At 73.5% G+C, this 22,654-nt stretch carries 26 protein-coding genes and 1 riboswitch; of the genes, 13 read left to right on the forward strand and 13 right to left on the reverse strand.

The window, feature by feature from the left end; all coding sequences use genetic code 11:
- Window positions 1–120: 120 nt before the first annotated feature.
- On the reverse strand, window positions 121–993 hold the full coding sequence (locus tag EDF64_RS12240; RefSeq protein WP_133520274.1) for a patatin-like phospholipase family protein: 873 nt from the start codon (window positions 991–993) through the stop codon (window positions 121–123).
- Window positions 994–1,233: 240 nt separating this feature from the next.
- Window positions 1,234–1,971 carry a trypsin-like serine protease gene (locus EDF64_RS12245; RefSeq protein WP_133520275.1) on the reverse strand — a complete coding sequence of 246 codons (738 nt, stop codon included), beginning with the start codon at window positions 1,969–1,971 and terminating at the stop codon, window positions 1,234–1,236.
- 113 nt (window positions 1,972–2,084) lie between these two features.
- Between EDF64_RS12245 and EDF64_RS12250 the strand changes: the two genes are divergently transcribed.
- Together EDF64_RS12250 and EDF64_RS12255 are read left to right on the forward strand one after the other, a co-directional pair.
- Window positions 2,085–2,912, forward strand: a complete 828-nt coding sequence (locus EDF64_RS12250; protein ID WP_133520276.1) for a GAF domain-containing protein — start codon at window positions 2,085–2,087, stop codon at window positions 2,910–2,912.
- A gap of 41 nt (window positions 2,913–2,953) precedes the next feature.
- Entirely contained in the window at window positions 2,954–3,139 is a 186-nt protein-coding gene (locus tag EDF64_RS12255) for a hypothetical protein (RefSeq protein ID WP_133520277.1), read from the forward strand.
- Window positions 3,140–3,160: 21 nt separating this feature from the next.
- Here the strand turns inward: EDF64_RS12255 and EDF64_RS12260 are convergent, their stop codons facing one another.
- Window positions 3,161–4,192: an NADPH:quinone reductase gene (locus EDF64_RS12260; protein ID WP_133520278.1), complete on the reverse strand. Its 1,032-nt coding sequence runs from the start codon at window positions 4,190–4,192 to the stop codon at window positions 3,161–3,163.
- Between the two features lie 45 nt (window positions 4,193–4,237).
- Window positions 4,238–4,600: a winged helix-turn-helix transcriptional regulator gene (locus tag EDF64_RS12265; protein ID WP_133520279.1), complete on the reverse strand. Its 363-nt coding sequence runs from the start codon at window positions 4,598–4,600 to the stop codon at window positions 4,238–4,240.
- 91 nt (window positions 4,601–4,691) lie between these two features.
- On the opposite strand from EDF64_RS12265, the gene EDF64_RS12270 reads away from it, so the two are divergent.
- Window positions 4,692–5,339 (forward strand): NAD(P)-dependent oxidoreductase, encoded by a 648-nt coding sequence (locus tag EDF64_RS12270; RefSeq protein ID WP_133520280.1) that lies wholly within the window; start codon window positions 4,692–4,694, stop codon window positions 5,337–5,339.
- A gap of 157 nt (window positions 5,340–5,496) precedes the next feature.
- On the opposite strand, the gene EDF64_RS12275 is transcribed toward EDF64_RS12270, so the two are convergent.
- Complete coding sequence (locus EDF64_RS12275; RefSeq protein ID WP_133520281.1) at window positions 5,497–6,822, reverse strand: MFS transporter; 1,326 nt, start codon at window positions 6,820–6,822, stop codon at window positions 5,497–5,499.
- Between the two features lie 178 nt (window positions 6,823–7,000).
- On the opposite strand from EDF64_RS12275, the gene EDF64_RS12280 reads away from it, so the two are divergent.
- Window positions 7,001–7,858, forward strand: coding sequence for a LysR substrate-binding domain-containing protein (locus EDF64_RS12280; RefSeq protein ID WP_071292805.1), 858 nt, complete (start codon window positions 7,001–7,003; stop codon window positions 7,856–7,858).
- 5 nt (window positions 7,859–7,863) lie between these two features.
- Here EDF64_RS12280 and EDF64_RS12285 read toward each other — a convergent pair whose 3' ends face one another.
- Window positions 7,864–9,078 (reverse strand): hypothetical protein, encoded by a 1,215-nt coding sequence (locus EDF64_RS12285; protein ID WP_133520282.1) that lies wholly within the window; start codon window positions 9,076–9,078, stop codon window positions 7,864–7,866.
- A gap of 98 nt (window positions 9,079–9,176) precedes the next feature.
- Between EDF64_RS12285 and EDF64_RS12290 the strand changes: the two genes are divergently transcribed.
- Window positions 9,177–10,148, forward strand: coding sequence for an aldo/keto reductase (locus EDF64_RS12290; RefSeq protein WP_133520283.1), 972 nt, complete (start codon window positions 9,177–9,179; stop codon window positions 10,146–10,148).
- A 135-nt stretch (window positions 10,149–10,283) separates the two neighbouring features.
- On the opposite strand, the gene EDF64_RS12295 is transcribed toward EDF64_RS12290, so the two are convergent.
- Complete coding sequence (locus EDF64_RS12295; protein WP_133520284.1) at window positions 10,284–10,985, reverse strand: NADPH-dependent F420 reductase; 702 nt, start codon at window positions 10,983–10,985, stop codon at window positions 10,284–10,286.
- 74 nt (window positions 10,986–11,059) lie between these two features.
- Between EDF64_RS12295 and EDF64_RS12300 the strand changes: the two genes are divergently transcribed.
- The 4 genes from EDF64_RS12300 to EDF64_RS12315 all read left to right on the forward strand — a co-directional run bounded on the left by EDF64_RS12300 (window position 11,060) and on the right by EDF64_RS12315 (window position 12,891).
- Window positions 11,060–11,356: a GNAT family N-acetyltransferase gene (locus EDF64_RS12300; RefSeq protein WP_133520285.1), complete on the forward strand. Its 297-nt coding sequence runs from the start codon at window positions 11,060–11,062 to the stop codon at window positions 11,354–11,356.
- A gap of 23 nt (window positions 11,357–11,379) precedes the next feature.
- Entirely contained in the window at window positions 11,380–11,841 is a 462-nt protein-coding gene (locus tag EDF64_RS12305) for a VOC family protein (RefSeq protein ID WP_133520286.1), read from the forward strand.
- Window positions 11,842–11,923: 82 nt separating this feature from the next.
- Window positions 11,924–12,391, forward strand: a complete 468-nt coding sequence (locus EDF64_RS12310; protein WP_071292780.1) for a MarR family winged helix-turn-helix transcriptional regulator — start codon at window positions 11,924–11,926, stop codon at window positions 12,389–12,391.
- Window positions 12,388–12,891 (forward strand): metallophosphoesterase family protein, encoded by a 504-nt coding sequence (locus EDF64_RS12315; RefSeq protein WP_133520288.1) that lies wholly within the window; start codon window positions 12,388–12,390, stop codon window positions 12,889–12,891. The genes EDF64_RS12310 and EDF64_RS12315 overlap by 4 nt, the downstream gene beginning before the upstream one ends.
- Window positions 12,892–12,985: 94 nt before the next feature.
- Here EDF64_RS12315 and EDF64_RS12320 read toward each other — a convergent pair whose 3' ends face one another.
- The 3 genes from EDF64_RS12320 to thiM are packed head-to-tail and all read right to left on the reverse strand — an operon-like array spanning window position 12,986 to window position 16,103.
- On the reverse strand, window positions 12,986–14,518 hold the full coding sequence (locus EDF64_RS12320) for a bifunctional hydroxymethylpyrimidine kinase/phosphomethylpyrimidine kinase (RefSeq protein WP_133520289.1): 1,533 nt from the start codon (window positions 14,516–14,518) through the stop codon (window positions 12,986–12,988).
- Window positions 14,515–15,249: a thiamine phosphate synthase gene (thiE, locus tag EDF64_RS12325; RefSeq protein WP_133520290.1), complete on the reverse strand. Its 735-nt coding sequence runs from the start codon at window positions 15,247–15,249 to the stop codon at window positions 14,515–14,517. Before thiE ends, EDF64_RS12320 begins: the two co-directional genes overlap by 4 nt.
- The gene (gene thiM / locus EDF64_RS12330; protein ID WP_243736372.1) at window positions 15,246–16,103 is read right to left on the reverse strand and encodes a hydroxyethylthiazole kinase; all 858 of its coding nucleotides are present in this window, start codon (window positions 16,101–16,103) and stop codon (window positions 15,246–15,248) included. The genes thiE and thiM overlap by 4 nt, the downstream gene beginning before the upstream one ends.
- Window positions 16,104–16,160: 57 nt before the next feature.
- Window positions 16,161–16,256: riboswitch (TPP riboswitch) on the reverse strand.
- Window positions 16,257–16,324: 68 nt separating this feature from the next.
- Here thiM and EDF64_RS12335 point away from each other — a divergent pair.
- Window positions 16,325–17,227, forward strand: a complete 903-nt coding sequence (locus EDF64_RS12335) for an NUDIX domain-containing protein (RefSeq protein ID WP_133520292.1) — start codon at window positions 16,325–16,327, stop codon at window positions 17,225–17,227.
- Between the two features lie 96 nt (window positions 17,228–17,323).
- Here the strand turns inward: EDF64_RS12335 and EDF64_RS12345 are convergent, their stop codons facing one another.
- Together EDF64_RS12345 and EDF64_RS12350 are read right to left on the reverse strand one after the other, a co-directional pair.
- Window positions 17,324–18,550 carry an MFS transporter gene (locus EDF64_RS12345; protein WP_133520294.1) on the reverse strand — a complete coding sequence of 409 codons (1,227 nt, stop codon included), beginning with the start codon at window positions 18,548–18,550 and terminating at the stop codon, window positions 17,324–17,326.
- The gene (locus tag EDF64_RS12350; protein ID WP_208108900.1) at window positions 18,547–19,188 is read right to left on the reverse strand and encodes a GntR family transcriptional regulator; all 642 of its coding nucleotides are present in this window, start codon (window positions 19,186–19,188) and stop codon (window positions 18,547–18,549) included. The genes EDF64_RS12345 and EDF64_RS12350 overlap by 4 nt, the downstream gene beginning before the upstream one ends.
- 142 nt (window positions 19,189–19,330) lie before the next feature.
- Between EDF64_RS12350 and EDF64_RS12355 the strand changes: the two genes are divergently transcribed.
- The 3 genes from EDF64_RS12355 (at window position 19,331) to EDF64_RS12365 (ending at window position 22,256) form a co-directional block, all read left to right on the forward strand.
- The gene (locus EDF64_RS12355; RefSeq protein WP_133520296.1) at window positions 19,331–20,077 is read left to right on the forward strand and encodes a phosphotransferase enzyme family protein; all 747 of its coding nucleotides are present in this window, start codon (window positions 19,331–19,333) and stop codon (window positions 20,075–20,077) included.
- 25 nt (window positions 20,078–20,102) lie between these two features.
- Window positions 20,103–21,176, forward strand: coding sequence for a winged helix DNA-binding domain-containing protein (locus EDF64_RS12360; protein ID WP_133520297.1), 1,074 nt, complete (start codon window positions 20,103–20,105; stop codon window positions 21,174–21,176).
- A 132-nt stretch (window positions 21,177–21,308) separates the two neighbouring features.
- Window positions 21,309–22,256: a J domain-containing protein gene (locus EDF64_RS12365; protein WP_133520298.1), complete on the forward strand. Its 948-nt coding sequence runs from the start codon at window positions 21,309–21,311 to the stop codon at window positions 22,254–22,256.
- A 19-nt stretch (window positions 22,257–22,275) separates the two neighbouring features.
- Here EDF64_RS12365 and EDF64_RS12370 read toward each other — a convergent pair whose 3' ends face one another.
- Window positions 22,276–22,638, reverse strand: a complete 363-nt coding sequence (locus EDF64_RS12370; protein ID WP_133520299.1) for an RNA-binding S4 domain-containing protein — start codon at window positions 22,636–22,638, stop codon at window positions 22,276–22,278.
- Window positions 22,639–22,654 lie beyond the last annotated feature (16 nt).

The following is a 22,654-nucleotide window of genomic DNA, read 5'->3' on the forward strand; positions in this document are numbered from 1 at the left end:
TGGACAACTCCCGCAACGAACACGCCAGACAGGCGTGCCCGCGCAAACGCACGCGCACGCACGCGCACCCGTACGCACGCATGCATGCGCACCCGCGCGCACGCCCGCGCACGCGCACGCTCACGCCCAGAACGCAGCGATCCCCTCGGCGACCGCGCGGCCCTGGGTGTGCCCGGCCTCCGCCGACGGCGCCTGGGTCGCGAGCGACAGCGAGTTCGCGCCGAACGCCTGCTGCGCGGTGCTGTCCGCCACGACGACCTCGACCGAGCTGCCGCCCGCCCGCAGCCCCTCGACCGCGATGTCCAGCCACGGTCCGAGCGGCGACGGCCCCTCCGGTCCGCAGGCGATCACGAGGACGCGCTCGTACCCGGCGGCCACGTCGGAGTTCGTCGCGGAGCGCAGGCCGCCGTCGTAGTACGGCCGCCCTTCGAGCCCGACGGGCGACCACACGAGCGGCACCGAGCAGCTCGCCGCCACGGCACGGGCGAGCGGCACACCGTCGGCAGCCGTGAGGACCCGGAACGTGCCGTCGGTCGCGTCGATCGTGGTCAGGGCGAGCGGCTTCCCGGGCCACTCCGTCGACGGCAGGGTCTCGGTGAACGTCGCCACGCGCTCGTCGTCGGTCTGGCCCGTGGTGGTCTGCTGCGCGAGGAGCCCGAGTCGCGCACGGGCGTCCTGCTCGGAGGTCGCCCCCTCGAGCACGGCCCCGATGCGCTGCTGGAAGTCCTCGCCGTCGATCGCGACGGGCTCCTCGTAGGTGGTCGGGACGGGCGCGTGCTGCTGGTCGTACGCCTGCTGCACGCCGCCGTGGCGGACGAACGTGCCGACGACGCTGCCGGCGCTGGTGCCGACCACCAGATCGGCGGCGTCGAGGTCGACCCCGGCCTCCTGGAGCGCGGTGAGCACCCCGAGTTCCCAGGCGATGCCGGCGACGCCGCCACCTCCGAGGACGAGTGCTCTGGTTCCGGGCGCGGGCGTGGAGACGTCGGTCATGCGTCCTGCTTACCAGGCTGCGGTGACGCCGTGGTGGCGACCGGCGTCGGCCTGGAGGCGCGTGGCGGCGCCGCCACGCGCCTCCAGGCCGACGGTCGGAACGTCCCATCGCGCTCGCGATGGGAGGTCGAATCGCGCATAGGAGGTCGGAACTTCCGACCTCCTATGCGCGGAACGACGTCCTTCGCGCGGAACGACCTCCTACGCGCGGAACGACCTTCTTCGCGCGGGAGCGGGGCGTCAGACGCTGGCGGTGGAGCGGATCCAGGCCGCGCTCTGGGCGAGGACGGCGTAGTTCGAGCCGGCGTGCGTGTTCGCTCCCGGGTCGGCGACGTCACCCGTCGAGCAGACGCCGACGACCTTGCCGCCCACCACGAGCGGGCCACCGGAGTCGCCGTGGTTCGACGCTCCCGACACCCCGGTGACGTGCTGGGCGACCCCGCCGTACGCGTCCGTCGACCCGCCCGTCAGGCTCACGCTCGCCTGGTACAGCCCCGTGGTCGGGACGCTGTCCGCGCGGTTGCCGTAGCCCATGATCGTGCCCGTACCGGAGGAACGCGGGGCGTACCCGAGGTCGAGCTGCGCGTACGAGGCGAGGGTCTTCGGCGTGCGGAGGTGCACGAGCGCGATGTCGCCGGACGGTGCGGAGTACAGGCGGTCCGCGGCGGTCGCGGCACCCCGGTTCGTGGTGCTGTTCGAGTGGTACACGTTCATCGCGGTGGTGCCGTCGACGCAGTGCTCGGCGGTGAGCACCCACGACGCGTTGAGCTGCTCGCCGGTGCACCCGTACGTGCCGGTGCCGCCCTGCTGGAAGACGAGCTGCACCTCCCACGGGGTGTTCGGCGCCTGCTCGCCGCCGATGACCTGCGGCGAGGCGGTGGCGGCGTTCGCGGTGGTGGCGCCGAGGGCACCGCCGAGCAGGGTGAGGGCTGCCGTCGCGGTGAAGGCGAGGGCCTTGAGGTTCTGTCGCTGCTTCATGGACAGATCGTGCGCGCCCCCTGTTCGGGGGGCAAGTCGGCGTTGCGGAGGACAACAGACGTCACCCTGTGGACAACTCCGTCCTCGTCGGTGGCAGCCCCTACCGTCGAGGCATGGGGCAGCAACAGGAACGACGCCGGACACGTGCCGGGCGCATCGGCGCGGTGGTGTGGCCGATCGTGGTGGCCGCTGCGCCCACCGCGGCGTTCCAGCTGCCGAACCTCGTCGCGACCTCGGCGGTGCGGGTGTCGCTCGTCGTGTTCGGGCTCGTCGTCCTCGTCGCCGCGGTGCTCGTGCAGATCGCGCGCGCTCGCCGTGCCGAGGCGTCACGGACCGCTGCAGAGGACGACTCCGCGGCGGTCGAGCTCGAGCAGGGGACCGCGATCCGGTACGCGTTCGGCCAGCTCGCCACCCGGCTCGTCCGGTTCACCGAACTCCGGCGACGTGACCGGCGGAGCGAACTGCCGGCGTTCGCGGACCGGGTCGCGGTGGCCCTCGCCTTCTACCTGCTCCCCAAGGTCCCCGACGTCCGCGCCAACGTGTACCAGCTCTCGGCGGACCTGCACGCGCTCGAACCGATCGGTCACGGCGGAGCGGGCGACACCGCCGGGGTCTTCCGCGCGGGCACGCCGTACGGCGACCGCAACCTCGACTGGGTGCTCGTCGGCGGTGCACCCAGGATCGTCGGCGACCGTGCGGCGGACGTCGACGTCGACCAGGACCTGCCGGGCTTCGAGCCTCGGTACCGGTCGTACGTCTCCGTCGTCATCCGGTCGCACGAGTACTCGTTCGGCATGCTCACCGTCGACTCCCCGGCTCCCGATGCGTTCACCGATCTCGACGCGAAGAACGTGGCCGTCGTCGCGGCGTTCATGGCGGTCGCGTTCTCCCTCACCTACGCGTCCCCGGAACGGGACCGCGACTCTCGGAAAGGCCCGTGATGCTCACACGATTTGTCGGACGCTCGACGTACGATCCCCCCATGACCATCGTGACCCCCGAACCGAGGCCCTTCGGACGTTCACGGGTGTACACCCCGAACTGGACCGACGACACCACCGACGCCGACTACGAAGACCTCGACGTCATCGCTGCCAACCTCGAGCGCGAGCTCGTCGAGGCACGCGTGCGCGTCGCCGAACGGATCGCGGCCCGCCAGCGTCGCTGACCTGGCCACCGTCCGCCCGCGCTACCCGGCGGGAGCGACGTCGATGAGCACCTTGCCCACGGCGTCGCCCTCGACGGCGTCGTGCGCGGCAGCGGTGTCCTCGAGCCCGAACCGCACGAGCGGCAACCCGGCGTCCTCGCCCACCGGCAGGGCGCCGTCGCGCAGTGCCGCGGTGACGTCCTCGGCGGCGGCGGAGAGCGCCTGGTCGCCGATCGTGTACAGCAGCAGGAACTGGTAGCGCGCGTTCACGCTCATGTTCGGGCGGATCGGCAGCGTCGCGTCGTCCCCGCCGTTGTTCGCGTAGATCGAGACGACGCCGTGGTTCGCCAGCACGTCCGCGACGAGCCCGGCGTTCTGCGGGATCGACACCTCGACGACGATGTCGACGCCGTCCGGGGCGATCTCGCGGATGCGTGCCGCGGCGTCCTCCGACCGGTAGTTCACCGTGTGGTGCGCGCCCGCGGCCGTCGCCAGGGCGGCCTTCTCGTCGGAGCTGATCGTCGTGGTCACGGTCGCGCCCGCCCAGCGTGCGAGCTGGATCGCGGCGTGCCCGACGGCTCCGGCGCCGCCGGCGACCAGGACCTGCTTGCCGGCGAGGGCCCCGGGGGAGAGCCGCGCGGGGCCGTCCTCGTGGGTGGTGAGGGCGCGGTGCGCGGTCATCGCCGGCACGCCGAGCGAGGCGCCGACGTCGAAGCTCGTCCCGTCCGGCAGTGGCACGGCGCGGGCGGCCGGCACGACGGTGTACTCCTGCGCGGTGCCCGTGGGGCGGCTCGCGGCGGCCATGAAGAGCCAGACGTGGTCGCCGACGGCGAGTCCGTCGACGCCGTCGCCGAGCGCGTCGACCACGCCGGCACCGTCCTGGTTCGGGGTGATCTCCGGGAACGGCAGCCCGTCACCGTACGTGCCGCCCGCTCGGGCCTTCCAGTCCGTGGGGTTCACGCCGGAGACGACGACGCGGACGCGGACCTCTCCGGGGCCGGGCTCCGGCACGTCGCGGTCGACGAGTTCGAGGACGGACGAGTCACCGGGCGTTGTGTAGACGACTGATCGCATGTCCCCAGGCAACCACGCGGCCCCACCACGGATTCCGGCCGGTGCTCAGCGTGCGTCGTACTCCCCGCGTGAGACCGCGACCTCGTCCATGTGGGAGGTCGCCCAGTCCTCGAGCGGCTCGAGCACGGCACGGAGCGAACGGCCCCGGTCGGTGAGCTCGTACTCGACGTGCGGCGGGATCTCGGGGAACACCGTGCGGGTGACGAGTCCGTCGCGCTCGAGCGCCCGCAGCGTCTGCGTGAGCATCTTCTGCGAGACGCCCTGCACGCGGTGCGCGATCGCCGAGTAGCGTGCCGGACCGTCGGCGAGGGTGCCGATCGTCAGGACGCTCCACCGGTCGCCGATGCGGTCGAGCAGTTGGCGTGAGGGGCACTCCGCGGCGTAGGGGCTGTACTCGAGCGCTGACATGGATCCTCCGTTACGCACTGTGAGGTGCCTACTTACTCAAAGAGAGTAACGCTTGTACGGTGAGTGTCAACGTTCCACGAAAGGAAGCTCCATGACCAACATCGTCGTCTTCGGTGGCACCGGCTACGCCGGCTCCGCCATCACCCGCGAGGCCCTCTCCCGCGGCATCACCGTCACCGCCGTCGCCCGCGACACGTCGAAGCTCGACGCTGCCGAGGGCCTCACCCTCGCGCAGGGCGACGCGTTCGACGCCGACTTCGTCGCCGACGTCACGAAGGGCGCCGACGTCATCGTCGTGGCCCTGCACGCGGTGCAGGCGGACGGCAGCGAGCTCAAGGACAAGTTCCAGCACTTCGTCGACGCGGCCGCTGCAGCCGGCGCGCGACTCGGCATCGTCGGTGGCGCGGGGTCGCTCCTCGTCGCCGAGGGCGGCCCGCACCTGTTCGACACCGAGGGCTTCCCGGACGCCTTCAAGGGCGAGGCGAAGAGCCACGCGCAGATCCTCGAGGCCCTGCGCGCGAGCGGCACCGACGTCGACTGGTTCTACGTGAGCCCGGCGGCGGCCTTCGGCGGCTACAACCCCGGCGAGCGTCGCGGCACCTACCGCACGACCGACGAGGTCCTGCTCACCGACGCCGACGGCAACTCGGACATCTCCGGCGAGGACTTCGCGCTCGCCTTCGTCGACGAGATCATCACCCCGGCGCACCACCAGGCGCGCTTCGGCGTCGCCTACTGAGGCTCGCCGGCGACGGCCGCACAACCACAGTCACCCGGAACTGCGCAAGCGCGCGGCTCCGGGTGACTTTGGTTGTGCGGGGCGCGGCGGACGCGGTGGGCGCGACCGGCGGGCGGACTGGAGGCGCGGTGCGGGCCCGCCACGTGCCTCCAGGCCGTCAGCGGTGCCCGACGATCGACGGCACCGGCATGTGGTGCCGCATCCGCACCGCCAGGTGCAGCCCGCCGCGGCGGGCGAGCACGAGGCCGACCACGGCCGCCGCAGCCGCGGGCACGCCTCCCGCGACGACCATGCCGACGTGGGCCCCGAAGTGGTCGACGACCTGGCCCATGAGGGGCCCGCCGATCGCCTGCCCGCCGAGCAGCACCAGGACGTAGAGCGACATCACGCGACCGCGGATCGCCACGTTCGACGACAGCTGCACGAGCGAGTTCGACGCGGTCTGGAAGAGCAGCTGCGACATCCCGACGGCGACGAGCGCGACGGTGAACGGGGCGATCGCGGGGATCGAGCCGGAGACCACGAGCAGGATCCCCGTCCAGAACACCCCGCCGACGATGGTGCGGAGCCGGACGGTCGCACGTCGGGTGGAGAGCAGCGCGCCGACGAGGGCGCCGATCGCGACGGCGGAGTTGAACACGCCGTACCCGCCCGCGCCGACGTCGTACACCTGTGACGCGAAGGCGGACAGCAGCACCGGCATCGTCAGCGCGAACACCGAGAAGAACGCCACGAGGATCACCGGCACGATGATGGTCGGCTTCCGGACGGCGTACCGGAGGCCCTCGACGAGCTGGCCCTTGCCGCGCGGGGCCGGGGGAGTGCGGTGCAGCTCGGACACCTTCAGGAAGCCGAGCGTCACGACGACGGCGACGCAGGCGATCGCGTTCACCCCGAACGACCAGCCCGCTCCGACCGCGACGAGCAGAGCGCCGGAGAGCGCCGGGCCGATCATGCCGCCGAGCTGGAACACCGACGAGTTGACGCTGATCGCGTTCCGCAGGTGCTCGTGGCCGACGATCTCGGTGACGAACACCTGGCGCGCCGGGTTGTCGATCACGGTCACCATGCCGACCACGAAGGCGATCGCCCAGATGTGCCACGCCTGCACCACCCCGGCGAGGGTGAGGACCGCGAGCAGCGCCGACAGCACCGCGAACGACCCCTGCGTGATCATCATCAGCGCGCGCTTCGAGAAGCGGTCGACGATCACCCCGCCGAAGAGCCCGAACAGCAGCATCGGCGCGAACTGGCACGCGACCGTGATGCCGACCTGCGCGACCGACCCGGTCAGCTGCAGGACGAGCCAGTCCTGGGCGATGCGCTGCATCCACCCGGCGGTCATGGCGACGAGGTTCGTGGCGGTGAAGAGCCGGAAGTTCGGCACCGACAGAGCGATGAGGGTGTGTCGCCACGGCGGTCGGGTGGCCTGGATCGGGAGCGGTTCGGTGGGCGGGGGGAGGGTCGTCGATGACGCGCTCACGGTGGGGGATCTCCGGACGTCGGCTGCGGAAGTGGTACCCCAACGAAACTACGTGACAACGAGTCATTCGATACCCCTATGGTGGCTATCAGTCCATTGCGAAGTCGAATGACGCGGGACCGCCGCGAACGACGGGACCCCGTGAACGACGGGACCCCGAGAACGAACGGAGCGCACCGTGCTCGACCCCGTCCTGCTGCAGACCTTCCTCGCGGTCGCCGAGACCGGCAGCTTCACGCAGGCCGGGGCGCGCCTCGGCATCAGCCAGCCGACCGTGTCCCAGCACGTGCGGCGCCTCGAGACCGCGGTCTCGCGCACCCTCGTCGCGCGGGACACCCGGGGCGTGGCGCTCACGGACAACGGCGACGCGATGGCCGGCTTCGCGCGGACGATCCTCGCGGCGCACGCCACCGCCGACGCGTACTTCTCCGGCGCCGCCACCCGCGGTCGGCTCCGGTTCGGCGCGGCCGACGACCTCGCCATCACCCAGCTGCCGCGGATCCTCCGGGACTTCCGGCGGCTGCACCCCCAGGTGAACCTCGAGCTGACCGTGAACCAGTCGTCACCGCTCCTCCGCCGCGTGCACGCCGGGCAGCTCGACCTCGTGTTCATCAAGCAGACCGCGGGGGAGTCCGCCGAGGGCACCCGCGTCGCGACCGACCAGATGGTGTGGATGGCGCAGGACGGCATCTCGCTCGAGCCCGGCGAGCCTGTGCCCCTCATCGCGTACCAGGCGCCGAGCATCAGCCGGCAGATGGCGATCGACGCACTCGAGGCCGCCGGCCGCACCTGGCGCATCACCTGCAACACGCGCGACGTCAACGGGGTGCTCGCGGCCGTGCGGGCGGGGATCGGCGTCGCGGTGTTCCCGCACTCGCTCATCCCGGCCGACCTGGTGAAGGTGTCGCAACGGCTCGCGCTGCCCGACCTGCCGGCCGTCGACTACGTCCTCATCGCGAACCCGACGGTGCAGCGGGAACCGATCGACGCCCTCACGAACGCGATCCTGTCGCGCGGGGTCGTCCGCGCGGTCTGAGCGCGCTACGGCACGAGCGTCGGCGTCGCGCCCGTCCCCGTGAGGTCCGGCAGCGTCACGCCCGCCATCGGCAGCAGCGCCGCGGCGACCGCCCACAGCAGCCCGAGCGTGCCGACCCCGCCGAGCACCGCACCGAGCAGCGCGATCGGCCGCTGCCACGTGGTCGCCGGGTTCCGCAGCGTCACGATCGACAGCAGGAGCGCGATCGCGCCGAGCGCCACACCGACGCCGTGCACGGTCGCCGGAGCGGTGAACCACCACGCCGCGAGTCCGAGCGTCACGAGACCGGCGACGGCACCGAGGAGCGCTCCCGGCGTCGCACCGACGGCCGGCCGACGCGCAGGGGCACCGGTCTCGCCCGGTGCGTCGCTCCGGTCGGCGCGGTTCCGGTCGGTGTCGTCGGCCTGGAGGCGCGGCTCGCCTCCGTCGGACCTGCTCACCCGGGTGGCCGGTGCGGTCGCGGTCGAGGTGGTCGGCCCGGTCGCGGAGGCTCCGGGCGCGCGGGTGGCGCCGGTCGTGATCGGCGTCGTGGCGGGGAGGGCGGTGCGTGCCTCCGCGGCGGTGCTCGGGGTCGGCGGCGCGATGACGGCGTCGAAGGACCGCGTCGGCTCGGAGACGGGCGCCGGCGTGGTCGCCGCGGGGCGGTGGTGCGCGAAGCGGGCGGGGGTGCGGTAGCCGATGGGGCCGACCTGCTCCGGTTCCGTGCCCTCCACGACGACGTGCTCGAGTCCGGGGACCGAGAAGCGGGGCTGCCCGACGACGGGGACCGCGGGGTACGTGCGGGCCAGCGGGGCGGCGTCGATCGGCGAGACCGGGGCCGGTGCGGCGAGTGCACGGTCGAACGGCACGGTGTGCACGGACGGCGAGGTCGGGGCCGGCGGCAGGAGCGCCTCCTGCGGCGGGTAGTCCGGCACGACGAGGCCCTCCGCGACGAGGCCGTGCCCGACGGATGCGTGCTCGACGCCACCGCGCTCGATGGAACCGTGCGCGACGGAGCCCGTACCGGGTGCCGGGGCGGACTGCGGTGCCGGGAACGCGGTCTCGGAGCCGGCCGTCTCCGGAGCCGGGGCCGACGCGGCGGGGGTGGGGCGTGCCTCCAGGCCGGGGTCCGACGAGCGGTCCGCAGCGGACGCGGCTGAGCGGTCCTCGGGGGGAGCCGTGACCCAGGCGGGGACCGCGCGACGCGGTCGTTCCTCGTCAGGCAGGCGATGCGATGCCACTCCGGCACTCCCTCCGTAGGCTGATCCATCGTCAGTTCTAACGGCAACCGGTGCGCACGGCGCAGCCCCAGTTCCGGGGTCGCCGGTACGGTCGGAGCATGACCGGAATCGAACACCGTCCGCTCGGGCCCTCTGGGCTCGTCGTCTCCACCGTCGGCATCGGCTGCAACAACTTCGGCCGACCCGGAACGCTGACCGAGTCGCAGGAGGGCACGGACGCCGTGGTCAACGCTGCCCTCGACGCCGGCGTCACCCTCTTCGACACCGCCGACGTCTATGGCGGGCGGCCGGGCCTGTCCGAGGAGATGCTCGGCAAGTCGATCGCCGGCCGCCGCGACGAGGTCGTCCTCGCCACGAAGTTCGGGCTCGACATGCAGGGCGTCAACGGGCCGGACTGGGGCGTCCGCGGCTCGCGGCGGTACGTGCGGCTCGCCGTCGAGTCCTCGCTCAAGCGCCTCGGCACCGACTGGATCGACCTGTACCAGATGCACCGACCGGACGACGTGACCTCGATCGAGGAGACGCTGTCCGTGCTCGACGACCTCGTCCGCGAGGGCAAGATCCGCTACATCGGGCACTCGAACTTCGCCGGGTGGCAGATCGCCGAGGCCGAGCTCACCGCCTCGATCGCCGGCACGACGGCGTTCGTGTCCGCGCAGAACGAGTACAGCCCGCTCGCCCGCAGCGTCGAGGACGAGGTCCTGCCGGCCGTGCGCGCCTACGCCCTCGGGTTCCTGCCGTACTTCCCGCTCTACAACGGGCTGCTCACCGGCAAGTACACGCAGTCCGGCGGGGGACCGTCCGACGGGCGACTGACGAAGGCGAAGCCGCAGCTGCTGGCGGACGCGCCGTGGGCGATCGTCGAGGAGTTCCAGCGGTTCTGCGACGACCGCGGCGTCACGATGCTGCAGGCGACCTTCGCGTGGTTGCTGGCGCAGCCCGGGCTGTCGAGCGTCATCGCGGGTGCGACGAAGCCCGAGCAGATCGTGCAGAACGTCGAGGCCGGCACGGCGTGGACGCCGTCAGAAGATGACCTCGCCGAGCTGACGGTGATCTTCGACGGGGCGTGAGCGGGCCGGCGGTCGGTGCGGCGCGTTCGGGGCGGGGCCCGGCGCGGGCGGGGCGGCGGTCGGCGCGGCGCGTGCGGGGCGCGACGCGGGCGGGGCGCGGCCACGCACGGGGCGCGGCCACGCGCGGGGCGGGGCCTACGCGCGGGTGCGCTCCGCCTGGGTCAGCGCGGTGCGCAGCTCGTCGGCGGTCAGGCGCGGGCCGTACCCGGGGGTGTCGCGCTGGATGCGCCAGCCCTCGGCGAGGGGCCCGGCGTCGACCACGTCGAAGCCGAACGCGTCGATGAGGTCCGTCACGACGCGCTTCGCCTCGGCGTCGTCGCCCGCGACCACGAGGGCACGGCGGTCCGGGGTGCCGGCCGGGGTGGCGTGGCCGGTGAGGTCCGCGGCGCCGATGTGGTTGAACGCCTTCACGACCCGGGCACCGACGAGGCGGTCCTGCAGCAACTCCGCCGTCGTGGTGGTCTCGTCGTCGAGCGCGGCGATGTGGCCGTCGCGTTCGGAGTAGTAGTTGTTGGTGTCGATGACGACCTTGCCGACGAGGGGCTCGACGGGGATCGTCTCGATGGCGGCGAGCGGGGTCGTCACGACGACGATCTCCCCGGCGGCCGCCGCCTCGCCACGCGTTGCCGCACGAGCGGGCGTGCCGGTGCTGCCGGTGCTGCCGGTGCTGCCGGTGCTGCCGGTGCTGCCGCCGAGCGTGTTGAGCTCGTCGACCAGCTCGGTGAGCGTCTCCGGCCCGCGTGAGTTGGCGATCACCACCTGGTGACCGTGCTGCACCGCGAGCCGTGCGAGCTGGGATCCGATGTTGCCTGCGCCGATGATGCCGATGGTCGTCATGGTGTGCTGCAACGCGATGGTGCAGAACGCATTCCCGAGCGGCACGAGGCCGCCCGGCGGTGCATGATGGCGGCATGGACCACGAGTTCCGCGACGAAGCCGACCAGGACCGCTACGCCATGTACGTCGGCGGCGAACTCGTCAGCGTCCTCGACTACCGGGTGAACGGCGACGCGATCGCGTTCCCGCACACCTACACGGTCCCGAAGCACCGCGGGCACGGCTACGCCGCCGAGCTCGTCGACTTCGCCGTCGCCGACGTCGAGGCCAACTCCACCAAGCGCGTCGTCCCGATGTGCTGGTTCGTCGGCAAGTGGTTCGACGAACACCCCGAGAAGTCCGACCTGCTCGTCCGCAGCGCTGCGGACTGAGCCCCTCCCGGAAGGCGCCGACGATGCCGTCGATCACCCCGTTCCTCTGGTACGACGACCAGGCCGAACACGCGGCCGAGCACTACGTCTCGCTGTTCCCCGACAGCCGGATCGACAGTGTCGCCAAGGCCCCTGACGGGCAGACCCTCGTCGTCGAGTTCACGCTGCTCGGCCGTGGGTACCGCGCGATGAACGGTGGGCCCGGTCACGAGCACTCCGACGCCGTGTCGTTCCAGGTCGACGTCGACACGCAGGACGAGCTGGACCGCATCTGGGACGCGCTCCTCGCCGACGGTGGCCGACCGAGCATGTGCGGCTGGTTGTTCGACCGCTGGGGAGTGGCGTGGCAGGTCACCCCGTCGATGATGGGCGAACTGATGACCGGCTCGGGTGACCCCGAGGCGAACGCGCGCGTCTTCCAGGCGATGCTGCAGATGTCGAAGCTCGACATCCCCGCGCTCCAGGCCGCGGCGGCGGGTCGCTGATCGGAGCAACACCGTACCCGCCGGTATGGTTGCGGGACCGATCCGCCGGCCGGTGCCGGCGCTGACAGGCTGGAGTCACCCGATGAGCGAGCCGAAGCCCGATGTCCGCAACAGCGACATCGGGCGCGCCTACACGGAACTCGCGCGCATCACCCGTCGAGCGAGCATCCGGGCGCGTGGTTCCGAGTCGATCCTGAGCGTCGTGGACCAGTCCCTCGTCGACTTCGTCGTGCTGCACCGCGGCTGCATGGCGATCGACATCGCCCGGTACCTGCGCCTCAACCGGTCGACCATCTCGCGGCAGCTGTCCGGGCTGCTCGCCGCCGGGCTGATCCGGACGACCGACGGGGGCTCCGGCAACGCGAAGCCGCTCGAGGCCACCGACGCCGGCCGCGCCGCCCTGGAACGGTCCGTGCAACTGCACCGCGACGCCCTCGACGAGCGGCTCGCCAGCTGGTCGGACGACGACATCGCGCTGCTCGCCGGCCTGCTGGAACGGCTCGGGGCAGCGGACGAGGCCGGCCTGCCGATGCCGCAGCGCACCGAGTGAGCACCGCGTTCGTCCTGCTCTCGGACACCCACCTGCCGAAGCGAGCGAAGGACCTGCCGCCCGGACTGTGGTCGGACATCGACGCCGCCGACCTCGTGGTGCACGCCGGCGACTGGGTGGACCTCGCCACGCTCGACGCCGTCGCGGGCCGTTCGCGCCGGTTCGAGGGCGTCCGCGGCAACAACGACGGCCCCGAGTTCGACGACCGTCTGCCGCTCGTCGCCCGCTTCGCCGTCGAGGGGCTCCGCGTCGCGCTCGTCCACGAGACCGGCGCCTCGACCGGCCGCGAACGCCGGATGGACGCGGAGTACCCGGACACCGACGTCCTGGTCTTCGGCCACTCGCACATCCCGTGGGACACCGTCGCGCCCTCGGGCCTGCGTCTGCTCAACCCGGGCTCGCCGACCGATCGCCGCCGCCAGCCCGACCACACCTGGATGCGCGGCACCGTCGACGGCACCGACCTGTCCGTCGAACTCGTCCGGCTCTCACCGCGCTGACACCCGCACGGTGCGCACCGTGCGGGCGTGCGGGCGCGAGCCGGATTTCGGGGTCAGCGACAGTTCACGGGTCCACGAGCGCGAGAAGTGTCGCTCAGGCCGAAAACTCGGCTCCCTGCGGCGCGGCCGCCGCCGTCGGCATCCGGAAGAACGCGAGCTCCCACTCAGCCGACCGGCGGAACGCGCGCGTCATCCGCCCGCGCTCCTCGGGGTCCGCCGCCGCCGCGAGCCGCTCGACCTCCGCGGTCGCGGCAGCCGAGGCCTCCGCGAACCCGGCATCCCCGTACGCCCCGATCCAGTCCGCGAACGGGTGCCCCGCCGGCGCGGCGCCGAGCTGCGTCCCGACCCAGGCGTAGACCCGGAAGCACGGCAGCACCGCCGCCGCCAGGACCCCCGGCGACCCGGACGCCGCGGACGACTGCAGGTGGGCGAGGTACCCCGCGCACGTCGGGTGCACGGGGTCGTCGGCGTGCGAACCGGCCAGGCGGCGGTGGTGCAGGTCGCGGGCCTCGTCGGCGCAGCCTTCGGCGGAGGCCGCCCAGAACGCCGCCGCGGCACCGGTCGACCACGCGGCCAGGGTGGACAGGTGCCGCTCGTACGCCCGGAGGTAGTGCACGTCCTGGGCGAGGTACATCGCGAACACGGCGGGGTCGAGCGTGCCGTCCCGCAGCCCGACCAGGAACGCGCAGTCGATCGTCGCGCGCAGCACACCGGCGACGTCGTCCCACCACCGGTCGGTCCACGACGGTGTCGGCAGTGCGTCGCGGATCGCCGCGCCGTGGTCGATCGGCCCGTTGCCCGTCCCGACCCGGAGTGCGTCGGCACCCTCGAGCGCGCGGGTCAGCCACGCCTTCGCACCGCCGATCGCGAGCTCCCAGTCACCGTCGCGGGCCATCCGGGTCGCGATCGCGCTCGACAGCGAGCAGCCCGTGCCGTGCGTGTTCGCCGTCGCGATCCGCCGCGCCGTGAAGGTGCGCACGACGCCGTCCGCCGACACGAGCACGTCCTCCGAGGTGTCCCCGTCGTCGTGCCCGCCCTTGGCCAGCACGAGCACGTCCCACGTCCGCGCCACCAGGACCGCGGCGTCGAGCGCAGCACCGCCGCCCGACACGATGCCAGCCAACCCCGCGACGCCACCCGGCCCCGCCGCGCCGGCCAGCCCCGCGCCGCCTGCCAGCCCCGCGAGCACCTCCAACTCCGGACGGTTCGGCGTCACGAGGTCGGCGAGCCGGAACAGCTCCGCCGTCGCCGCCGCGGCGTCCTCGTCGAGCAACCGGTCGCCACTCGTCGCCACCATCACCGGGTCCACGACGACCACGGGCGGCCGGTGCACCCGCAGCCAGTCCGTCACGCCCCGGACGACCGGAGCGGTCCCGAGCATCCCGATCTTCACCGCGTCGATCGTCACGTCGTCCGACACCGCGTCGAGCTGCTCCCGCAGGAACGCCACGTCCGGCACGTGCACCGACCGGACCCCGTGCGTGTTCTGCGCGACGAGCGCCGTCACGACCCCCATCCCGTACCCGTCGTGCGCGGCGATCGACTTGAGGTCGGCCTGCAGCCCGGCACCACCCGTCGGGTCCGTCCCCGCGATGCTGAGCACACGGGGGACCTGCGTCGCGCTCATGCGTCCGCCCCGTGGCCGGTGTCCACTGCCTGGAGGCGCGGATCACCCGGGTCGGACCGGCCCGGCTCCGGCAGGTGGTCGGCCCATGCGGCGACGTACGCGGCAGCGGCGGCACCGGGGTCCGCGGCGGCGCAGATGCCGGACACCACCGCGACGCCCGCGGCACCGGCAGCGCGGAGCGGCAGGACGTCGTCGAGCGTCACACCGCCGATCGCGACGCACGGCACCCCGGTGCTGCGGGCGGTCCGCGCGAGCCGGGCGAACCCGTCGTGCCCGAGCGCCGGCGGGTGGTCGGGCTTCGTCGAGGTCGGGTGCACGACGCCGACGCCGAGCAGGTCGACGGTCCCACGGGGGAGTCGGGCGACGGCCGCGAGGTGCTCCGGCGTGTTCGCGGTGAGTCCGACGTGGGCCTCCGGCCCGAGGAGCGCCCGCGCGGCCTCGACCGGCACGTCCGACTGCCCGAGGTGGACCCCGGCGACCCGGTGCCCGGCGCGCCGCGCGGCGAGGGCGACGTCGAGCCGGTCGTCGACCACCACGAGGGCACGGTCGCCCACGGTGTCGGCCACCGCCGAGGTCAGCGCGAGCAGGTCCCGCGCCGAGGCGTCCTTGTCGCGCACCTGCACGATCCGGACGCCGGCGTGCACCGCGGCCCGGACCACCCCGAGGACACCGACACCGTGCCGGTCGCAGAGCACGCCGTCGGTCACGAGGTAGACCCCGACGTCGGTCATGCCGCACGCTCCTCGGTGATGCGCGCCTCGCGGACGACGTCCTCGGGCGACAGCGACGCGAGCCGGTCGAGGAACAGGGGCTGGAACGTGCCCGGGCCGCCGGCGTCACGAGCGGCCAGCTCCGCGGCGATCGTGTGCACGGCGGTCCCGGTCACCGCGGCGGCGAGCGGGTCGTCCGGACACACCGACGAGCAGGCCGCGATCACCGCGCCGAGCGCGCAGCCGCCGCCGGTGATCCGGGTGAGGAGCTCCGTGCCGTTCGCGACCCGGACCGGCACACCGGGGGTGCCCACGGCCCTGGAGCCGACCACGAGGTCGACCGGACCCGACACGGCCACCGCTGCCACGTGCCTCCCGGCCGGGTCGAGACCGGACACGGCGGCCACCGCAGCGTCACGGGCGTCCTCCGTGCCCACGGTGCTGTCGACGCCGCGACCACCGGCGGACGCACCGAGCACGGCGAGTACCTCGGAGGCGTTGCCGCGGAGCACCGTCGGCCCGAGCGCCAGCAGGTCGCGGGCCAGCGCGGTCCGGACCGGCAACGATCCGACCGCCACCGGGTCGAGGACCCACGGGATGCCCGCGTCGACCGCGGCCGCGGCGGCCTCGAGGGACGCGGCGCGCGGCTCGGCGTGCGGGGTGCCGGTGTTCACCAGCAGGGCGTCGGCGACCCGGGCGAAGGGCCCGGCCTCGGTGACGACGTCGACCATCGCGGCCGAGGCGCCGAGCGCGAGCAGCACGTTCGCGGTGACGTTCTGCACCACCGTGTTCGTGATGCAGTGCACCAGGGGGCCACGGGTCCGGACGGCCTCGAGGAGCGTGGCCGTGCGGTCGGCCCAGTCAGGGTCGGGCACCGTCGGCCTTCCGGCGGCAGGCACCGGCGGCCTTCCGGAGGCGGGCGGTACGGGCGCAGCAGTGTTCATGGACGATCCCTTCGCGAGTACGAGCTCGAGCAGGTTCGACGGGTGTGATCTCAGCCGCTGGTTGCGGCACCCCGTGTCTCGAGCGACACCGTACACGACGTCCGGTGACCACTCCGAGGCCCGTCGTGGGTCCCGTGTGGAAAGCTTGCGGTGTGCCAGACTCCACGCCTCCCGGGCCGCCTCCCGGCCCCCGCGACCCCGGCGACGCCTGGGCGGTCGGCCCCGACGGCACCAAGGCCTGGGGACGCTTCGGCGCCGCCGGACTGCTCGTCGACGACGGCTCCGGACGTGTACTCCTGCAGCACCGCGTCGAGTGGAGCCACCACGGCGGCACGTGGGGGATCCCCGGGGGCGCCCGCCACCTGGGCGAGGACGCGGTGACGGGCGCACTCCGCGAGTCCGCGGAAGAAGCGGGGGTGCCCGACGACGGCGTCGACCTGCGCCACACGGCCGTGCTCGACCTCGGCTTCTGGACGTACACGACGGTGGTGGGGCGGGCCTCCCGGCCGTTCGAACCGGTCATCGCCGACCGCGAGAGCCTCGAGCTCGCCTGGGTCCCCGTCGATGACGTCGACGACCTGCCCCTGCACCCCGGGTTCGGGGCGTCGTGGCCGGCACTGCGCGCCCGGATCACGACCACGCCGCACGTCGTCGTCGACGCCGCGAACGTGGTCGGCAGCGTGCCGGACGGCTGGTGGAAGGACCGGGCGGGTGCGGCGACGCGGCTGCTCGGGCGGGTGACGGCGCTCGCCGAGGTGGGGGTGCCGGCGGCGGAGCTCGAGCTGCCGTTCGACCGGTGGTGGCCGCGGTGGACGGTGGTGCTCGAGGGCGAGGCGCGGGCGGCGGCTGCTGCTCCCGACGCGGAGTCCGGGCGGATCGACGTCGTGCGGGCGCCGGGTTCGGGTGACGACGCGATCGTCGAGGCCGCACGGGCAGCGGTCGAGGCCGGCGACGCACCCGTCGTCGTCGTGACGGCCGACCGTGAGCTCCGGGCGCGGGTCGAGGCGCTCGGCGCTACCGTGCGCGGCCCGGGCTGGCTCCGCGACCAGCTCTAGGCGCCCGCACCGCGCACCGCGCACCGCGCACCGCGCACCGCGCCCCGCGCCCCGCGCCTCGCCCCGCGCACCGCGCACCGCGCACCGCGCACCGCGCTACGCCGGGATGTGCCGCCGCGACGACACCGCGATCACGAGCCACGACAGCACCCCGAGGCCGACGACCACCCACAGCACGAGCGGCACCGCGACGACGTTCGCGATCGCCGCGATGACCGCCGGCGCCAGGAACCCGGCGTAGGCGACGGCGTAGAACACCCCGGTCAGCCCGGCCAGGTCGCGCGGCCCGGCGATCCGCTGCACCTCGAGCAGCGACGACACCAGCGCGATCCCGATGCCGAGTCCGATCACCACGTTCGCGACCAGGCCGATCGCCACGGACTGCAGCTGGATCGCGACGACCACCACGGCGATGCCGACGGTCATGAGCGCGACGGCGGTCAGGATGCCGCGCGCCGACAGCAGGGAGTGCACCCGCGCGGCGAGGGGTTGCACGGCGCTGGACACCCCGAGGGCGACCACGGTCGTGGCGGTCGCGAACACGAGCCCCCACGTCCCGGTGGCACCGGCGAGCTTCGTCGGCAGGTACCCGTAGCCGATCGCCGCCGAGCCGAAGATCCACGGCGCCGCGACGAGCACCACGCGCGTGAACCGTCGGTGCCCGGCACTCGGCACGGCGAGCTGGCGCCACCAGGGCCCCGGCAGCCCGCCGGCCCGGTTCGTCTCCGGCGTCCGCCACACGACGACGGCGAAGGGGACCGCGACGCAGATGTGCACGAGGAACGGCAGCACCTCGGGGATCGGACCCCACTGCGCGATGAGCCCGGCGACGAGGGCGCCCGACGCCGACCCGAGGGTGAACGCGAGCGAGGCCCGACGTGCGCCGGACCCGGCGTCGGCGGACGGGTCGAACCGTCCCTGCGAGAGCTCCTTCACCCAGCTGTTGCCGACCGCCATCGCGATGCCGACCGTGATCCCGGAGAACAGCCGTCCGGCCATCAGGAACCCGGCGCCGAGCGGGCCGAACGCGAGCAGCCCGCTCCCGACGACCGCCGAGGCGATGCCCACGAGCATGAGCGGCCGGCGTCCGTGCCGGTCCGACAGCGACCCGGCGACGAGGAGCGCCGGCGCGAGGCCGAGCACGTACACGCCGAGGAAGACGGTGACGAGGAACGACGAGTAGTGCGCCCGCTCCTCGTACATCAGGAGGAGCGGCGAGAACTGGTTGCCGCCCCACGAGCTGACGAACACCGCGCCCCAGACCGCCACCCACGGCAGGACGCGGACGTTCGGGACGGCGATCGAGTCGGTCCCCGCGCTCACAGGGCGCCCCGGTGCGACGCGACGTGGGCGCTGAGCACCTCGGCGTAGCGGGCGGCGTCCCCGGCCTCGAGTGCGGCGGCGAGGGCGCGGTGGTCCTCGAGCGACGCCTGGAGCTGTGACGGCTGCAGCCGCATGAGGTGGTGCCGCAGCCGCTGCTGCCGGTCCCGCAGGGTGCGCGCGAACATGACGGCGATCGCGTTCCGCGACGCGCCGATGACGGCTCCGTGGAACTCCGCGTCCACCTCGACGAACCGGTCGACGTCACCGGTCGCGACCGCCTGTTCCTGCTCCACGAGCATGGCCTGGAGGCTCGGGGTGACGTCCGCCACGCGGCCGTCGGTCACGACGCGGGTCGCCGCCGTCGACTCGATCGCCTCCCGCATCTCGAGCACGTCCGCCGCCTCGTTCGGGGACATCGGCCGGACCACGGCACCCTTCCGGGACTCGAGGGTGAGCAGGTCCTCGGCGGCGAGGCGCAGGAACGCCTCGTGCACGGGTGTCCTGGAAACGCCGATCTCCTGACTGAGGGCGTTCTCGCTGATGGCGGAACCGCCGGGCAGGTCGCCGCGGATGATCGCGCGCTTGACGTGCTCGTAGGCCCGGTCGGAGGCGGCCTGACTGGTGACGGGGATGCTCACGATCAGTGATCCTACGCCTTGCATGCAACGGTGCATGCGGATGCGACACGCGGTGTTGCTGAAGACAACCGGGACACCGACGGCCGTCCGCGGATACGCTGGACCACCACGTCAACGGAGACGTGGACGACAGGAGGACCCGATGGAGCGGATCACCAGGGCCGACGATCGTGTGCACCGCCCGGCCGGGCCGTGGACACCGACCGTGCACCGGCTGCTCGCCCACCTGCACGAACAGGGGTTCGTCGCGGCTCCCGAACCGATCGAGCACGGCGACACCCTCGAGACGGTGTCCTTCGTGCCCGGCACCGCGGGGGAGTACCCGTGGACCAGCGACGTCGCCAGCGAGGCCGCCCTCGTCACGACCGCACGACTGCTCCGGCACTACCACGACGCCGCCGCGACCTTCCCGCGCGACCCGTCCCGCGACGTCTGGTCCCAGGCGGACCGGCTGCCCGTCGAGACGATCGTGCACGGCGACTTCGCCCCGTACAACTGCGTGTACGACGGCATCGCCGCGGTCGGGCTCATCGACTTCGACACCGCCCACCCCGGGCCGCGGGTGTGGGACGTCGCGAGTGCCGTGTACCGGTTCGCCCCGTTCACGACCGGCGTCGTCGAGGGGTCGACCGCGCCGTCGCTCGACGAACGACTCGACCGTGCGGCGGAGTTCTGCCGTGCCTACGAGCTCGACGCCCGGTCGCGGGCGGTCCTCGCCGAGACGATCACCGGCTCGCTCGTCGCGCTGGTGACGACCATCGAGACCGAGGCGGCGGCGGGCAACCCCAAGTTCGTCAGCGACCTCGCGCACGGGCACGCCGACCTGTACCGGGCCGACGTCGAGTACATCGAGGAGCACGCCGGCGAGATCACCGCCGCCGTCGCCTGACGGTGGTGCCGGGCATGCTGGTGCCATGACGACGCCGGCGCAGCTCCGCACGATGCGCCTCGCCGCGCAGGGGATCGCGGTGCCCGGGGCCGGGCCGACCGCCGCCGTCGAGCGGATGACCGCGGTGCAGGGGCAGGACCTCGGGCAGGTGCTCTGGGCGATCGGGGTCCGTGCGCCCGGAGCGACGCGCGACGACGTCCGCGCCGCGTTCGACCGGGGCGAGCTGGTCCGGTCGTGGCCGATGCGCGGGACCCTGCACGCGATGCGCCCCGACGACCTCCGGCTCCTGCTCTCCCTGACCGCCGAACGAACCCTGCGGACCATCGCCCGGCGTGCGGCGGAGCTCGGCATCGACGACGCGCTCCTCGGGCGCGCACGAGACACCACCGTCGCCGCACTGTCCGGCGGTCGGTCCCTCGTCCGCGACGAGCTGTTCGAGGCCTACCGTGCCGCCGGCATCGACCCCGCGGCCGGACGCGGCTACCACCTGCTGCTGCAGCTCTCGCAAGAGGGCCTCGTGGCGTGGGGCCCCACCGCCCGCGTCGGGCAGGGACTCGTCCTGCTCGACGAGTGGGCACCGCCCGCGTCATCGGTGCCCGACCGTGACGAAGCCCTCCGCCGCGTGCTCGTCGGGTACCTGCGAGGTCGTGGTCCGGCGACCGTCGCCGACGCGGCCTCGTGGACGAAGCTGCCGCTCGGCGAACTCCGGCGTGCCCGGGCCGCTGCCGGCGACGTCGTCGAGGACCTGGGCGACGGCCTCCTCACCCTCGCCGACCGGGCGCCGAGCGGGGGTGTCCCGTCGGGGCACCTCCTGCCCGGGTTCGACGAGTACCTGCTCGGGTACGCCGACCGTTCGGCGCAGCTCGACCCCCGGCACGCCGACCGCGTGGTGCCCGGCGGCAACGGGATGTTCCTGCCGATGGCCGTGGTCCGCGGGCGGGTCGTCGGCACCTGGAACCGCACCGAGCGCTCCCGCGACGTCCGGGTCACGGTGACGCCGTTCGAACCGCTCGACCCCGCGTCGCTCCGCGCACTCGAGGCAGCGGCCGCCCGCTACGGTGCGTTCCTGGCGACCCCCGTCGCCTTCGAGGTGACCTGAGCGGTCCGCGAGCCGACCCGCGCAGGCCGCACCGCGCCTCCAGGCCCGCAATGAGCCCGCACTGAGCCCGCAGGCAGCACCCAGCCGCCACGCGGCGGACTCCGACGCTGCCTCGGGTAATGTCGCAGGGCCATGACCGACAGCCCGGCCGACGCCACCCCGTACGAAGTCCTCGGCGTCCGCGCGACCGCCGACGACGACGAGCTCCGCCGCGCGTACCGCCGGGCCGCCCGCGAGTCCCACCCGGACCTCGGCGGCGACGCCCGCCGGTTCCGTCAGGTGCAGATCGCGTGGGAGCGCATCGGCACGCCTGCCGCGCGCCGCGCCTACGACGCCGGATCGCGCGGCTCCTCCGGGCAGGGCGCGTCCGGCCCGACGGGGTCCTCAGCCTGGAGGCCCGACTCCGGTCGCGACGCCTACGCACCCCCGGCGGCGCGTCGCGATTCACGGCCCCGGGCCCGGTCCCACGGACATCCCGGCGGTCGGTCGCGCGAGGTCTTCCTGCAGGCCGAGCGTGAGTGGGTCGGCCTGGGCGACCCGATCGAGGACCCGTACGACCCCACGCTCATCCGGTCGGCGCCGCGGCACATCCGGCGGCTGCTCGCCGAGGCCCTCGCGGAGGAGGCGACCGCGTCGATCATCGCCGAGATGGGCATCGGCGTGACGGTCTGGCACGACCTCGACGCCGGGGCCGAGGGCAAGCTCGACCACGCCGTCCTCACGCCGAGCGGGCTCTGGGCCGTCGAGTCCATCGACTGGGGAGCCCCGGTCCGCGTCGAGCACGGCGAGATCGCGGGGGAGACCCTCGCACCGGGGGAACGCCCGGTGAAGGAACTCGTCCGCGCGGCCCGTGCGGTGCAGAAGCAGACCCGCGTGAAGTTCACCGGGCGACTGCTGGTCGTGCCCGACTCCGCGGTGGACGAGGACGTGCAGGTCGTCGGTTCGCCCCGCAAACCCACGGCGCTCGTCGTGCGGCGGAGTGCGCTCGGCCAGGTGCTGAACGGCGTGTGGTCGCCGGAGGGCTCGGTCGACGTGTTCGAGCTCCGCGACCGGCTGCAGCAGACCGTCCGCTTCGTCTGATGCCCGACCGCGTCGTGGGTCAGTAGCCGCGGAGCTTCTCGAGGTCGCGGCGCTCCCGCTTGCTCGGACGTCCGGCGCCACGCTCACGCATCGGGACGAAGCCGGCTTCTTCCTTGGGGAGTCGCGGCGGCGTCCGGTCCTCGAAGTGCTTCGCGGCCTCGGGCGCGCTCGTCCGCTTGAGGATGATCCCGGTCACGACGACGATCCGGTCGAACCCGTTCTGGCGGACCCGGACCTCGTCGCCGGGGCCGATCGGTTGCGCGGGCTTCGCGCGCTCCCCGTTCACCCGGACGTGACCGGCCTTGCACGCGGCGGTCGCGGCGGAGCGGGTCTTCGTGATCCGCACCGCCCAGATCCAGCTGTCCACGCGTGCCTTGGCCATCCCCTCACTCTAGGCG

The sequence above is a fragment of the Curtobacterium flaccumfaciens genome (genome assembly GCF_004361695.1).
Taxonomy (GTDB): domain Bacteria; phylum Actinomycetota; class Actinomycetes; order Actinomycetales; family Microbacteriaceae; genus Curtobacterium; species Curtobacterium flaccumfaciens_B.